Raw genomic sequence first — 14,111 nt, 5'->3', positions numbered from 1 at the left:
CGACCGGGGTCGGACGACCCGGACAGGCTGGATGCTCAGAGGTGTCTGTCATACATCTCTCAGGGTGAAACCAGTACTCTTGCACCCGAGTACGCTTCGTCGCGCACCTAACGGTCGTCGAGCCGGGCGCGGCACCACCTGCGAAGGATGAACTGTGACCCAGAATCGTCGAACCGTCGTCGACCCGCGACAGGCAGAGCGCCGCCGCTCCCTCATATTCAAGATCGGTGCGGCCGTGGTGCTGATCGCGGTAGCCGCGGGCATAGCGATCTGGGCGGTGAACAGCAACAGCGAAGACTCGAGCACCGGCGCCTCCGCCACCCCGACCGTCGTCACCGAGGACGGCTTCATCCGGGTGTCGGCCGCGCCAAAGGGCACCGAGCCCAAGGCCGTGGTGTCGCTCGTCGAAGACTTCCAGTGCCCCGCCTGCCAGGCGTTCGAGACCAGGCACGGCGCGACGCTCCAGGAGCTCGCGAAGAACCCGAACGTCGCGGTCGACTACAAGCCGATCATCTTCCTCGATCGCGGCGGCCAGACCGAGTTCTCGGCGAACACGTCCAACGCGTCGATGTGCGTCGCCGAAGCGACCGGCAAGACCGGCGACATGTCGGTCTGGCTCAAGTTCCACAACCTCCTCTTCGCGAACCAGCAGCAGGAGGGCGGCCCCGGCCCGAGCGATGACCAGCTGCGTAAGTTCGCCGAGGAAGCGGGCGCGGCCGGCGTCTCCCAATGCATCAAGGACGACCAGTTCGGCGACTGGCTGTCCGACCAGAGCTCCAGCACCATGCAGGACTCCGGCTTCCAGGGCACTCCGTGGGTCCGCCTCAACGGCGAGACCATCGACGCGATGAACATGTCGACCCAGCAGCTCACGGACGCCGTCAACGGCGCCGCGAAGTAGCCGACGATGACCGAGCAGGACGTCGCCGACGCATCCGAGCCAGACGGCCTCGGCCCAGCGGCCGAACCTGTCGCCGCGTCCGCCGACGAATGGAACGGTCGTGCGCTGACCGAGCCGCGCGCGACGTCGCCGATCGCGGCGTGGGTGCTCCTGATCACTGGCATCCTCGGACTGACCGCGGCCGCGATGCTCACGATCGAACGCATCGAACTGCTGATCAACCCCGAAGCCAGCCTCTCGTGCAACTTCAACCCGATCATCTCGTGCGGATCGGTCATGGTCACCGAGCAGGGTCGTTTCTTCGGGTTCCCCAACCCCATCCTCGGCCTCCCCGCGTTCGCGGTGGTCATCGTGACCGCGGTCCTCGCGATCGGCCGGGTACGGCTCCCCCGCTGGTACTGGATCGGGCTGTCGATCGGCACCGCCCTGGGCTGGGTGTTCGTCCACTACCTGATCTTCCAGAGCATCTACCGCATCGGCGCCCTCTGCCCGTACTGCATGGTGGTTTGGGCCATTACCCCGCTGATCCTGGTGCTCAGCGTCTCGCGCGCCCTGCCCGACAACAGGATCGGCCGGTCGATCCGTGAATGGATGGGCGTCCTGCTGCCCGTCTGGTACGCCGCGGTGATCGCCGCGGGCGGCGTCGAGTTCTGGGACTACTGGCGGACCCTGTTCTGACGGTCCTCTCCGCGCGAGCGACCGACATCAGATTCGAGAAGCGACCAGCACGGCGAGCATCACGATGCTCGCATGCGGCCCGCTGTGCAGCGGGCCGGGCAGGATCGAGCCGTCGACCACCCGTAGACCGCGCCACCCCTGCACGCGGCCGTCGGCATCGGTCGCCTCGCCTGCCGGTAACGATCCCCACGCGTGCTGGGACAGGCCGATCACCGGATCCACCCGCACGGACCCCGGTTCGACGAGGTCGGCGAACGTGCGGCCCTCGAGCATGTCGACCACCCGCCGGACACCGCGCGACATCCTCTCCGACGACGCCGCGTCCGGCACGCCCAGATCGATCGATTCGCCGTCGACGACACCCGAGGTGCCCGCCCTGTCGGCGACACCGATCGGCGCCCCGGTCGGCTCCAGCGAGGTGAACGCCGCGAAGTCGTCTCCGTACGCCCTGATCTCCAGCCCGTCGACGTGCAGCACAGTCTGCAGCAATGCGGGAGCTCGCAGCGCCGTCCGCGGCGTGAATCGCACGATCCGTTCGGCGTGCTCGTGGACCGGCAGCGGACCGACCAGCGGTGCGACGAGTCGCGCGGTGCCGAGCGTGCCCGCGCAGACGATCACTTCGCCTGCCTCGATCAGTTCCCCGGTCGCCACGCGGACTCCGACCACCTCGTCCCCGGACGTCTCCAGCGCGACGACGTCGACGCCGGGTCGGATCGTCAACCCGGGCCGGCCCGCCGCCGCAGACAGAACGTGCCCGGCGGTCCACCGGGCGCCGTCGACGCGGTTGCTCCACACCCGGTTCAGCCCGTCGCTCGGCCACGGCCCGGTGTTCACGGGCCCACCGCACGCGGCCTCGAACGTACGCGCCAGCACGCCGAGTTCGTCGTCGGCGAACGGGGTCGCCCGCATCGACGCGGCGGCGGCATCGAACGCGGAGTCGATCTCGTCACCGCTCCACGGCCACGACCGGTAGTCGTCGCGGTGTCCGCGGAGGAAATAGGCGCCGTTGATCGCCGACGACCCGCCGACCCCGCTGCCCCGCACCACCGGCCTGCCGCCGCGTTCGACGATCGGCGTCGCCCGGTCGGGCGAATCGATGGGCAGACGGTCGAGCGGAGCCGCGAACGGTCCGCCGGGCCCGCGTTCGAGCACAATCACTGCACGCGACGGGTCTCGCGACAGCCGTTCGGCGATCACGCATCCGGCCGACCCCGCCCCGACGATCACCACGTCGGCGCTCACCGGGCGGGAATCCGCCGGGCGGAGATTCGCCGGGTGGGGAGTCACCGAGTCACCGGGAGATCACTGGGCGCAGCGCACCGACATCGCGACGTTTCAGCGCACCCTGCCACAGCCCTGCCCCGTACGCGAGGTCGTCGAGGCGGCGGTAGGCGGCGTAGTGCAGTGGGCTCATCACCGGAGCCTCCGGGTCGACGAGTTGAAAGCGCACCCACATCGCGACCGCTTCGGCAACCGCGACCCACGGCAACCAGCGACGGAAGCGACGGCTGCACGCGAACGCGAGCAACGACACGGGCCAGTAGTGCCGCAGCACCGCCGCACACGCCTGCAGCAGACCGAAACCGACGGCGCGCGCCGTGTTCTGGGCGGCAATCGCCCGTGCCCGTGGGACGTCGCCGAGCAGCCGGCGCGTCCGCCGGTACACGAACGCGAGGATCACCGCGGCGACCAGCGCGCCCCACCGGCTGCGCATCATCAACCCGATGACCGCTGCGGCCAGCGGCACCGTCGTGACGACCGGCGCAGCCAGCGCACCGTGCCGGAGCGCCAGCTCCGCACCGCCCGTCCCATAGAATCGTCGCCGATTCAGCATGGCGCGCAACGTCTCTCGATGGTCATGGCCGACCGACGCAATGGGGTCGTACCGGATTCGCCAGCCGTGCTCGTGGGTCCGCCAGCACAGGTCGACGTCCTCGGCGACGCGCAGCGACTCGTCGAAGCCAAGGAATGCGTCACGGCGGATCACCATTGCTGCGCTCGGCACGTACGCGATGGGGCTGCCCGGGGCGACGAGAGCTTCCCGCGGCCCCATGTCGAGCGAGGAGAAGCGGTTGGCGTATTCGGCGACGGCCGACGAATCCGATAGTTGCGCACCGCTGTAGACCATGCCGAGACCAACGATCCGCGGTGCGACGATCGCTACCGTGGGGTCCGCGAAATGGCCGAGCAGCATCGTCAGCCACCCGCTCTCCGGGACGGTGTCCGAGTCGAGGAACGCGACGAACTCAGTGTCGGCCGCTGCGGTTCCCGCGTTTCGGGCCGCGGCCGGCCCCCGATTGTCGTCGAATCTGATCGACCGGACTCCGGCAGGCACACGGATCGGCTCGTCGGAGGCGTCGTCGACGACGATCACTTCGACGTCGCCGAGCGCGCTGAGCAGGCGGTCGATCCCGGCCTGATTGCCGTGCACCGGAATCACCACGGTCACATCGGAGACGTCGGGCCCGGACATGGGACGCGGGTGAGCGATGCCCGCATCGAGCAGTCGGCGCGCGAGAACTTGAGTTCCGTTGTCGTGTACTGCGATCCGGCCGTCGCCCGACGTCATTCCCAACGCCGGGTCGGACAGTTTCATCACCCGCAACGGCGAACCGCCGACGAGGTGGCGCAGGTTTCCGCCGCGCGCGCACCGCGGATCGATCTGCACTTGGAATCCGGCCGGTAGCGTCGTCGTCGCCGGGCCTGCCGTGCCTGCGTTCACGCGAGCCGCCCGTCGTCGCGCACGGTCCACGCCTGCAATGACGTCGCGAGTGCGCTCGCGCCCGCCGCGCGCATCGCCGCGCCGCGGGCAGCGTCGGCGGACGTCGGATCCCCGAGGACCCCGTTCGGGCTGACCGCGGCGACACCGCCGGAACGCAGCCCGTCCATCAGCTGGGCGACCGGCGTCGTGACGCCAGCCTCGACCGCGTCGACGCGCACCGCGCCCGGGCTCATCGACAGCAGCAGCGACGTCTCGGTGTCTCCTGCGTGCGCGTCGGCGTCCGCGAAAGCGCACGGCCACCACGCCGCGTCGCGTCCCTCGTATCGGAGGAGTGCGACGGCGGCGGCCAGCGCGAGCGCATTGCCGCCGTGCCCGTTCACGAACACGACGCGGGCGGCCCATCGGCACACGCTCCGGCCGTACTCGACGATCAGCCGTTCGAGCACGTCTGCGCCGATCGACACCGTCCCGGGGAATCCCTCGTGTTCACCGGATGCGCCGTAGGCGATGGTCGGCGCGAGGAGGACGTCGCCGTCGGCCACCGATTCGACTGCGCGGCAGGCGATGTCGGTGGCGATCCGACCGTCGGTGTCGACGGGCAGATGCGGTCCATGCTGTTCGACGGCCCCGACCGGTACGACGATCGTCAGATCTCTGTCGATCAAGTCGCTCCACACCCGGGCCCCCAATTCGAGCGCAGGGGTCATTCCAGTAACCCTACCGACGTGTCCGCCGTCGCCATAGGCCCGTCGACGTTTCCTCATAGCCCAGCCCGCAGCTGATACACCGATGCGGTGTGTGTAATGCTGAGTCGGAGTAGGTGATTCAGCACACGTCCGATTCGCAGAGGAATTCTCATGTCTACGTCGACCGATCGCGCCCCGTCGGGCCGTTCCGGCCCCCTGGCCTCCATCCGTGTCATCGAGTTCGCGGGCATCGGCCCGGGACCGCACGCCGCGATGCTTCTCGCCGATCTCGGCGCCGACGTGATCCGCGTCCAGCGCCCCGGTGACCTGCCGGATCCGAACCGCAAGGCCGATGCCATGCTGCGCGGCCGTCGCGTCGTCGAAGCGAACTTGAAGAACCCGTCCGACCGCGAGACGATCTTGAACCTCGTCGGGAAGGCCGACGTCGTCCTCGAAGGCTTCCGTCCGGGCGTCATGGAGCGTCTCGGATTCGGTCCGGACGATCTCGCGAAGGTCAACGACAGGCTGATCTACGGCCGGATGACCGGCTGGGGCCAGGACGGTCCGCGCTCCGAGCTCGCCGGACACGACATGAACTACATCTCGCTGACCGGCATGCTGCACGCGATCGGGCGCAGGGATGAGCGTCCGACCCCGCCGTTGAACCTCGTCGGTGACTTCGGCGGCGGTTCGATGTTCCTCGTGATGGGTGTCCTCGCGGCGCTCGTCGAACGCAGCGTCTCCGGCAAGGGCGAGGTCATCGACGCCGCGATGGTCGACGGCGCGTCGGCACTCGGCCAGATGATGTGGGCGTTCCGTGGCACCGGCCTGTGGCAGGACGCACGCGGGGTCAATCTCCTCGACACGGGTGCCCCCTACTACGAAGTCTACGAATGTTCGGACGGCAAATGGATGGCAGTCGGTGCCATCGAACCGCAGTTCTACGCGGAACTACTCAACGGCCTCGGCTTGGACCCGGAAGCGATTCCGGGCCAGAACGACTTCGCCAAGTGGGGCGAGCTGAAGCAAATCTTCACCGACGTGTTCAAAACGAAGACGCGCGACGAGTGGACCGTGATCTTCGAGGGCACCGACGCGTGCACATCGCCGATCCTGGACTGGCAGGAAGCGCCGAACGATCCCCATCTGGCCGCCCGCGGCACCCTGGTGGACATCGACGGCGTGACCCAGGCACAGGTGGCGCCCCGCTTCTCCCGCTCGGCAACCGTCACGCCGGAGCCGCCCGCCCGCACCGCCACCGATCCCGCCGCGCTCTGGCAGGACTGACTTCCGCCTAGCTGACCTCAAGTTCCCCGCTCAGGGTCGACATCGGCTTGTGCGCGCATGCCGCCGCTGAGCGGGGAACTTGAGGCCACTCGGTCAATCCAGGTGATCGGCGAGCCGCCGTAGCCATCGACTCAGCAGGGCGGTCTCGGCTTCCCCCAACACCTCCGGCACCCCTGATGCGAGGGAGGCCACTCGACGGACGTCATCACTCGACGCACTACCGCCACCCTCTCCAGTAATGCCTGCAATCGTCGCCTCCCGCATCGCAACCGACAGCTCCGGATCCGACTCGGCAAGAATGATCCCGCGCAGGGTCACGCCGATGTTCGCCGCCAGGATGTGCGCCGCCGCCTGCTCCGGCGATACTGCCAGCCTGCCCTCCGCCGCGGCCCGTGCGGTCAGCTTCATCAGCAGCATCGTCGGCTTCGATTGGGCCGCAGGCGAATAGCCCGGCCTCACCTTGCCGTACATGAGCGTGTAAAACCCGGGGTTCTCCAGCCCGAAACGGACGTGCGCGTCCCAACCGTCGCGGATGTCCGCGATGGGATCTCCGCTGGATTCCTGACCTCGCTTCGCCTCGAGATACAACTCGAACCCGTGCTCGACGACGGCGTCGATCAATCCCTGCTTGCTGCCGAAGAAGTGATAGAGCGTCGGCATGCGCACCCCGACCCGGTCGCAGACGTCCCGGAGGGAGAAGTCCTCGCCCGGCGAGGCCGCGATCAACTCCGCGGCAGCCTCCATCAACTGCGCGCGTGTATCGCTCTTCGCTACCTCGGGCACACCGCTACACTAATCATGTATCGTTGATACAGTTCTACATATCGACGACACATTGGAGGAACCATGACCGTGTACCCACTCGAAGGACGCAAGATCCTCGTCGCCGGCGGAGGAAAGAATCTCGGCGGACTCATCAGCCGTCAAGCGGCCTCCGCCGGCGCCGACGTCGCCATCCACTACAACAGCGAAGGCTCGCGGCCCGAAGCCGAAGCGACCCTCGCAGCAGTGCAGGCCGCCGGTCGCACCGGCACCCTACTGACCGGTGACCTGACCGACCCAGACACCGTCGCTCGGGTCTTCGATGACGCAGTCGCCGCGCTGGGCGGGCTCGACGTCGCCGTCAACACCGTCGGCAAAGTGCTCCGCAAGCCGATCGCCGAGACCACCGAGTCCGAGTACGACGGCATGTTCGATGTCAACGCGAAGTCCGCCTACTTCTTCATCAAGGAAGCCGGGCGCACGTTGCACGACGGCGGCAAGATCATCACCATCGTCACCGCTCTGCTCGCCGCCTTCACGGACGGCTACTCGACGTACGCGGGCGGAAAGAGCCCCGTCGAACACTTCACCCGGGCCGCAGCCAAGGAGTATGCACCGCGCGGCATCTCGGTGACGGCGATCGCCCCCGGCCCGATGGACACTCCATTCTTCTACGGCCAGGAGACGCCCGAGCGCGTCGAGTTCCACAAGTCGCAGGCCATGGGCAACCAGCTGACCCAGATCGAGGACATCGCCCCCATCGTCAGCTTCCTGGCAACGGACGGCTGGTGGATCACCGGCCAGACGATCTTCGCCAACGGCGGCTACACGACCCGCTGATCATCTGCCGAACTACGAAAGGACGAGCATGACTACACCGATCCCCGTCCCAGTCACCGATTTCATCGACGCGGTCAATCGCCATGACGAACAAGGATTCCTGAACGCCTTCGCCGACGACGGATTCGTCGACGACTGGGGCCGCGTCTTCACCGGGCGCGACGAGATCAAAGCGTGGAGTGACAAGGAGTTCATCGGAGCCACGGGGACGATGACCGTGACCGACACGCACGTCGATGGCTCGGTTGTCACCGTCGTCGCCGACTGGCGCAGCACCCACGCGAACGGACTGTCGACGTTCGTCTTCGACGTCGCGGGCAACCGGCTGGCCTCGATGACAATCCGCGAAGGCTGACCGGCAGCGGGGCCGCTCAGACCTTGGACGAGCCCATGTCGATCTGGAACTCGGCCCCGGTGACGGCCTTGGCGGTCGCCAGGTAGATGACTGCGTCGCTGAGGTCGTCGACGCTGGCGACCGGGTAGTGATCCATCATCGACGGGAAGTGCCGACCCCAGGTCTCGAAGGCTTCGAAGGCCGACTTGTCTTCGACGCCCATCGGGGTGTTGACGGCGTACGGGTGCACCGAGTTGACACGGATATGCTTGTCGCCCAGCTCTTTTGCGACGGCCTGCGCGAGCCCACGCAGACCGAACTTCGACGACGCGTACCCGACCTGTGCGGGCATCGCCTTGAGTCCGGCGCACGACGAGATCACCGTGATGCTGCCGCCGTTGCGGGCTTCGAGCATCGCGGGGATGGACGCCTTGAGCGTCTTCCAGGTGCCGACCAGGTTGACGTCGATGAGGTCAGTGAACTGCTCTTCGGTCTGCTCCCACGACAGGCCCCACGACAGAATGCCCGCATTCGCGACGACGTGGTCGAGGCGCCCGAATTGTTCGACGCCGTCGGCGACGAGTTCCTGCTGGAAGGCCAGGTCGCGAGTGTCGCCCCGGCGGGCCAAGACCTTGCCGCCCTCCAGTTCGACGAGCTTGATCGTCTCGGCGAGATCGTCGGCCGTCGCCGGCGGGTACGTCGTGTGGTCAGCGACGCGATCGGCGATGTCCATCCCGATGATCGCCGCACCTTCACGCGCGAATCGGATCGCATGATTGCGCCCCTGACCTCGTGCGATGCCCGTGATGTACACGACCTGACCGTCGAACCGTCCCATTGGCGTACGCCTTCCCGAATCACTCAGCAGATGGGTAAACTGTAACACGTTCTAGTTCGGGTGATCGGGTTCCGCTCCCGAACCCGCGTACAGCGCACCCAGCGCCATCGCGGTCAACAACTCGCGCAGCGCCGGCTCGGGATACCGCGGCAGTCGGGGCGACGAGTTGAGGAGACCGAAGCCCGCATGGACACGTACCCGCGCCTCGTCCCGGGCGAGGCCGTCCCCCACCGCGTCGACGAGGACGTCCACCCAGCGCTCGACGTACCGACGCTGCAGCGAACGGACGGTCCGGTTGGCGTCGGGCGTCATCGACGTGAGATCACGGTCCTGCACGGTGATCAGGTCGGGCTTGGTGACGAGGACGTCGATGTGGAATTCGATGAGCCGCACCAGGACGGCGGCGGGCTCACCGCCTGCGGCGACGACCCTCTCACCACCCTCGTGCAGCCGCTCACTGATGTCCAGCAGCATCTGGTCGAGGAGATCGATCTTCGATTTGAAGTGTCGGTACATCGCGGGGCCGCTGACGCCCGCCTCCGCACCGATGTCCTCCAACCGGACGGCGGCGAATCCGCTTCGCGCCATCTGTCGCGCGGCCGCGGAGATCAGCTCGGCCCGTCGTGCGGCTTTGGCCTGCGAACGACGCGTCCCCGGCACCGCATCGGGTTCAGCACGCTCGGGCACCGCCGCTCCTCGCCGGATCGTAAGGGATCGTCGAGGTGAACTCTATCCCGGCGTCGGCGTCACTCCGCGTACACCACCCTGGTCCGCAGCACGATGTCCTGGAGCGATCGCCTGCGCGGCGACAGCGCGACCCACGCCAACCCGAAGGGGAACACCGTGCAGAACACGGCGCGCACCAGAAGCCAGTGCACCCGCACGCGGCCGCCTTTCGAATTCGCGACGCGCAACCCGAGCACCGCGTGGCCCACTGAGCGATCGGTGACGGACCAGCACACGAACAGGTAGGCGGCCGATGCGACGAAGAAGCCGGTCGCGGTGAAGATCCACGGAACGGTCGGGAAGCTGAAGTCGCGCACGTCGACGGCGAACATGACGAACGCGATTGTGAGATAGCTGCCGCTCATCAGCACGAGGACCACGACGAGGTCGACGCCTGCCGCCAGTGACCGGCTGACGATGCCCGCATCGCGCACCGGTACCGGCGCTTGCCGGTCATTCATCGCGTGTCTTCCGCCGGAGCATCCGTCCCACGAGGTTCTCGACGGCGTCGTCGGCGCGTTCGCTCCCGCCGCGGACGTCGGTGATCATCTCCGTGGTCACCGTGGTGCTCGCACCGCGCACCATGGACGAAATGTCGACACCGTCGAGAAGAGCGTCGACGTCCACCCGGTCGAGCAGCGCATCCAAGTCGAGGTCGGCGAGCAGCGCGTCCAAGTCGAGTCGGGCGAGGAGCCTGGGCAGGTCAACGGAGTCCAGGACAGCGTTCAGGTCGACAGTCTCGAGGAGCGCGTTCAGGTCCACAGTCTCGAGGAGCATGTTCAGATCGATCTTCTCGATCACCGCATTGACGTCGAGGGTTGCGACGATCCGGTTCAGGTCGACACCGGTCAATAGAACCCCGGTCAGATCGATCTCCTCGGTGAGATAGGTGAGCGCTTCGGACAGGACGAAGCGGATCGTCTTGCCCGGCAACGCGACCGCCCGCCCCACGGTCTCCGCGATCAGGCTCTGGATCATTGACTGATCATGCCAGAAATGCACGACGCCCCGATCGGCTTGCGGCCGATCGGGGCGTCGTGGCGTGCGTTCGGGTGAACGCGATCCTCGTTACCGAATCACAGGGCTTCGAAGAGTTCGCGTGCGAGTCGAGCGGTCTCGCTCGGGGTCTTGCCGACCTTCACGCCTGCGGCTTCGAGAGCTTCCTTCTTCGCCTGCGCGGTGCCGGCGCTGCCGGACACGATCGCGCCCGCGTGACCCATCGTCTTGCCTTCGGGGGCGGTGAAGCCCGCGACGTAGCCGACGACCGGCTTGGAGACGTTCGCCTTGATGTACTCGGCCGCACGCTCTTCGGCATCGCCGCCGATCTCACCGATCATGACGATCAGCTTCGTCTCGGGGTCGGCCTCGAACGCCTCGATGGCGTCGATGTGCGTGGTGCCGATGACCGGGTCGCCGCCGATACCGATGGCGGTCGAGAAGCCGAGGTCACGCAGCTCGTACATCATCTGGTAGGTGAGGGTGCCCGACTTGGAGACCAGGCCGATGGGGCCCTTGTCGGTGATGTTGTTCGGCGTGATGCCGACCAGCGCCTCACCCGGGGTGATGACACCCGGGCAGTTCGGACCGATGATGCGGGTCTTGGCGCCCTTCTCCACGTTGTAGGCCCAGGCGTACGCCGAGTCCTGCACCGGGATGCCCTCGGTGATCACCACGAGCAGCGGGATCTCGGCGTCGATGGCTTCGATGATCGCATCCTTGGAGAACGCGGGCGGAACGAAGGCGATCGACGTGTCGGCGCCGGTGGACTCCATGGCTTCGGCGACGGAGCCGAAGACAGGCAGCTCGACGTCGTTGCCGTCAGCGTCCACGTGCGACACGGTGGTGCCTGCCTTGCGGGCGTTGACGCCGCCGACGACGTTGGTGCCGGCCTTGAGCATCAGCGCGGTGTGCTTGGTGCCCTCGCCGCCGGTGATGCCCTGGACGATGACCTTGTTGTTCTTGTTCAGGTAGATCGACATGTTTTCCGGCTCCTACTTGCTCGCCAGCTCGGCGGCCTTGTCGGCGCCGGCGTCCATGGTCTCCGCCAGGGTCACCAGCGGGTGGTTGGCGTCGGCCAGGATCTTGCGACCCTCTTCGACCTTGTTGCCGTCCAGGCGGACGACGAGCGGCTTGCTCGCGCCGTCGCCCAACTTCTCGAGGGCGCCCACGATGCCGTTGGCGACCGCGTCGCACGCGGTGATGCCACCGAAGACGTTCACGAAGACACTCTTGACCTGCTCGTCACCGAGGATGACGTCCAGGCCCGCGGCCATGACGTCGGCCGATGCGCCGCCGCCGATGTCGAGGAAGTTGGCGGGCTTCACGCCGCCGTGGTTCTCGCCTGCGTATGCGACGACGTCCAGCGTCGACATGACCAGACCCGCACCGTTGCCGATGATGCCGACCTGTCCGTCGAGCTTGACGTAGTTGAGGTCGTTCTCCTTGGCCTTGAGCTCAAGGGGATCGGTCGCTTCCTTGTCGGCGAACTCGGCGTGGCCGGGCTGACGGAAGTCGGCGTTCTCGTCGAGGGTCACCTTGCCGTCGAGGGCGAGGATCTCGTCATTGGGGGTGCGGACCAGCGGGTTGACCTCGACCAGGCTGGCGTCTTCGTTGACAAAGACTTCCCACAGCTTCTGGATGGTCACGGCTGCTGCGTCGAGGACCTCGGCGGGCAGGTGGCCTGCCTCAGCGATCTGACGCGCGAACGCCAGGTCGACGCCCTTGACCGCGTCGACGGCGATGCGGGCCAGTCGGTCCGGCTTCGTCGCGGCGACCTCTTCGATCTCCATGCCGCCTTCCACCGAGCACATGGCCAGGTAGGTGCGGTTGGACCGATCGAGCAGGAACGAGATGTAGTACTCCTCGGCGATGTCGCTGGCTTCCGCGACGAGAAGTCGCTTGACGACGTGGCCCTTGATATCGAGCCCGAGGATGTTTTCAGCGTGTGTCTGTGCGTCATCGGGGGTCGCGGCGTACTTGACGCCACCCGCCTTGCCACGTCCGCCGACCTTGACCTGCGCCTTGATCATGACGGGCTTGCCGATTTCCTCGGCGATCGCCCGTGCATCAGCTGCAGTATCGGTCACCCGACCCGGTGTGGTGGGTACCCCATGCTTGGCGAACAGTTCCTTCGCCTGGTATTCGAAGAGATCCATTCAGCTCACCATCTGAAGTAAGTTTCGTCCGCTTCGGTGTAACGCGGACCATAACGGACTGTAATCCTGTTGCCCGCGTCGCTTCGCACTCGGTGCGAACCTTGTGCCCCATCTCACTCAGTCCTCGCCCAAGGTGGACTTCAGGCGGACTGTTGGTTACCGTCAACTGGGTTGGTAACAGGATGGTCACAGAGACCAGGCACGATACGAGGTGAGTAGACGGTGGCAGCAGGTAGCGCTTTGCGCTCGGAGAACCCCACCGCTCCCGTCGTCGAAGAACCCGCCACCCTCGACATTCCGCTTCCGTCCCGCAGCCTCCGGCTCGGGCTCGGCGCCACCCCGTGCAACGACGCGGTGTCCACCACCGAGATCCCCGTCGCCGACGGCGACATTCCGACGCCCACCGCTTCGGTGACCACGACGACGTCGCATCCCGAACCTCGCGGTCGCCACCGCCTCCGGGCGCCGTCCTCCGCGTTGAAAGCGCGCACCGCACTGGTCGCGATGGCCGCAGGCGCGGGCGCGTTCGCACTCTCCGGCTCGGGCGCGCAGCAGTCGACGCCGGCCGCCGAACCGCCCGCCCCCGATGTGACGCTCGCCGCGTCGGGCACCGGCACAGACCTCGGTCCCGGCATCGCCGCGTCGACCCCCGAATCAGACATGAGCGTCTTCGACGATCAGCTTCCGCAGGGCGCGAAGCTCGCCAAGGCGAAGGCCGCCGCCCGCGAAGCGAAGCTCAGGCCCGAAGTGATGAGCCCGATCCCGTTGGGCGTCTACGACCTGACGTCGGCGTTCGCGCCGCGATGGGGCGCCTTCCACGGGGGCATCGACTTGGCCGCGCCGCTCGGCACCCCGATCCACGCGGCGACCGACGGCGTCGTCGTCGAGGCGGGCCCGGCGTCAGGGTACGGCAACTGGGTGCAGATCAAGGCTCCGGACGGCACGATCACGATGTACGGCCACATGTCGTCATCGGGTGTGCACGTCTCGAAGGGCCAGCACGTCACCGCGGGCGATACGATCGCCGTCGTCGGCAGCGAAGGCTTCTCCACCGGACCGCACGTCCACTTCGAGGTGTGGAAGGACGGCAAGATGAAGATCGATCCCGCCGTCTGGCTCGCCGCGAAGGGCGTCCGCCTGTCCGCCCTCCACGGCTGACCCGCCGCACACCGGCCGGCCACA

The 14,111-nt window shown here is 67.3% G+C and carries 16 protein-coding genes; 6 read left to right on the top strand and 10 right to left on the bottom strand.

What is annotated here, in order from left to right; translation table 11 throughout:
* Positions 1-154 precede the first annotated feature (154 nt).
* Together L5G33_RS00540 and L5G33_RS00535 are read left to right on the top strand one after the other, a co-directional pair.
* Complete coding sequence (locus tag L5G33_RS00540; RefSeq protein ID WP_236996192.1) at positions 155-901, top strand: DsbA family protein; 747 nt, start codon at positions 155-157, stop codon at positions 899-901.
* A gap of 6 nt (positions 902-907) precedes the next feature.
* Positions 908-1,579, top strand: coding sequence for a vitamin K epoxide reductase family protein (locus L5G33_RS00535; protein ID WP_236996191.1), 672 nt, complete (start codon positions 908-910; stop codon positions 1,577-1,579).
* 27 nt (positions 1,580-1,606) lie between these two features.
* On the opposite strand, the gene mftG is transcribed toward L5G33_RS00535, so the two are convergent.
* Genes mftG through mftE form a run of 3 tightly spaced genes read right to left on the bottom strand, consistent with a single transcriptional unit; the run spans position 1,607 to position 5,008 of the window.
* Complete coding sequence (gene mftG / locus L5G33_RS00530) at positions 1,607-2,821, bottom strand: mycofactocin system GMC family oxidoreductase MftG (protein ID WP_236996190.1); 1,215 nt, start codon at positions 2,819-2,821, stop codon at positions 1,607-1,609.
* A 49-nt stretch (positions 2,822-2,870) separates the two neighbouring features.
* Positions 2,871-4,301, bottom strand: coding sequence for a mycofactocin biosynthesis glycosyltransferase MftF (gene mftF, locus L5G33_RS00525; protein WP_236996189.1), 1,431 nt, complete (start codon positions 4,299-4,301; stop codon positions 2,871-2,873).
* Positions 4,298-5,008, bottom strand: coding sequence for a mycofactocin biosynthesis peptidyl-dipeptidase MftE (gene mftE / locus L5G33_RS00520; RefSeq protein ID WP_236996188.1), 711 nt, complete (start codon positions 5,006-5,008; stop codon positions 4,298-4,300). Before mftE ends, mftF begins: the two co-directional genes overlap by 4 nt.
* A gap of 150 nt (positions 5,009-5,158) precedes the next feature.
* Here mftE and L5G33_RS00515 point away from each other — a divergent pair, with 150 nt between their 5' ends.
* Positions 5,159-6,274 carry a CaiB/BaiF CoA transferase family protein gene (locus tag L5G33_RS00515; RefSeq protein WP_236996187.1) on the top strand — a complete coding sequence of 372 codons (1,116 nt, stop codon included), beginning with the start codon at positions 5,159-5,161 and terminating at the stop codon, positions 6,272-6,274.
* Between the two features lie 93 nt (positions 6,275-6,367).
* Here L5G33_RS00515 and L5G33_RS00510 read toward each other — a convergent pair whose 3' ends face one another.
* Positions 6,368-7,057, bottom strand: a complete 690-nt coding sequence (locus tag L5G33_RS00510) for a TetR/AcrR family transcriptional regulator (protein WP_236996186.1) — start codon at positions 7,055-7,057, stop codon at positions 6,368-6,370.
* Between the two features lie 63 nt (positions 7,058-7,120).
* On the opposite strand from L5G33_RS00510, the gene L5G33_RS00505 reads away from it, so the two are divergent.
* Positions 7,121-7,876, top strand: coding sequence for an SDR family oxidoreductase (locus L5G33_RS00505; RefSeq protein ID WP_236996185.1), 756 nt, complete (start codon positions 7,121-7,123; stop codon positions 7,874-7,876).
* A 28-nt stretch (positions 7,877-7,904) separates the two neighbouring features.
* On the top strand, positions 7,905-8,231 hold the full coding sequence (locus L5G33_RS00500; protein ID WP_236996184.1) for a nuclear transport factor 2 family protein: 327 nt from the start codon (positions 7,905-7,907) through the stop codon (positions 8,229-8,231).
* A gap of 16 nt (positions 8,232-8,247) precedes the next feature.
* Here the strand turns inward: L5G33_RS00500 and L5G33_RS00495 are convergent, their stop codons facing one another.
* The 6 genes from L5G33_RS00495 to sucC form a co-directional block, all read right to left on the bottom strand.
* Positions 8,248-9,048, bottom strand: a complete 801-nt coding sequence (locus tag L5G33_RS00495; protein ID WP_236996183.1) for a mycofactocin-coupled SDR family oxidoreductase — start codon at positions 9,046-9,048, stop codon at positions 8,248-8,250.
* Between the two features lie 51 nt (positions 9,049-9,099).
* Positions 9,100-9,735 (bottom strand): TetR/AcrR family transcriptional regulator, encoded by a 636-nt coding sequence (locus L5G33_RS00490; RefSeq protein WP_236996182.1) that lies wholly within the window; start codon positions 9,733-9,735, stop codon positions 9,100-9,102.
* A 59-nt stretch (positions 9,736-9,794) separates the two neighbouring features.
* Positions 9,795-10,235 carry an RDD family protein gene (locus tag L5G33_RS00485; protein ID WP_236996181.1) on the bottom strand — a complete coding sequence of 147 codons (441 nt, stop codon included), beginning with the start codon at positions 10,233-10,235 and terminating at the stop codon, positions 9,795-9,797.
* Positions 10,228-10,752 (bottom strand): hypothetical protein, encoded by a 525-nt coding sequence (locus tag L5G33_RS00480; protein ID WP_236996180.1) that lies wholly within the window; start codon positions 10,750-10,752, stop codon positions 10,228-10,230. Before L5G33_RS00480 ends, L5G33_RS00485 begins: the two co-directional genes overlap by 8 nt.
* Before the next feature lie 98 nt (positions 10,753-10,850).
* Entirely contained in the window at positions 10,851-11,753 is a 903-nt protein-coding gene (gene sucD / locus L5G33_RS00475; RefSeq protein ID WP_236996179.1) for a succinate--CoA ligase subunit alpha, read from the bottom strand.
* 12 nt (positions 11,754-11,765) lie between these two features.
* Entirely contained in the window at positions 11,766-12,929 is a 1,164-nt protein-coding gene (gene sucC / locus L5G33_RS00470) for an ADP-forming succinate--CoA ligase subunit beta (protein WP_236996178.1), read from the bottom strand.
* Between the two features lie 222 nt (positions 12,930-13,151).
* On the opposite strand from sucC, the gene L5G33_RS00465 reads away from it, so the two are divergent.
* A complete protein-coding gene (locus tag L5G33_RS00465; RefSeq protein ID WP_236996177.1) occupies positions 13,152-14,087 on the top strand; it encodes a M23 family metallopeptidase in 936 nt (311 codons plus the stop codon).
* The last annotated feature ends 24 nt before the right edge of the window (positions 14,088-14,111 follow it).

The sequence above is a fragment of the Gordonia liuliyuniae genome (genome assembly GCF_021738805.1).
Lineage (GTDB): Bacteria > Actinomycetota > Actinomycetes > Mycobacteriales > Mycobacteriaceae > Gordonia > Gordonia liuliyuniae.
This window is presented reverse-complemented; position numbering and strand designations above follow the sequence as displayed.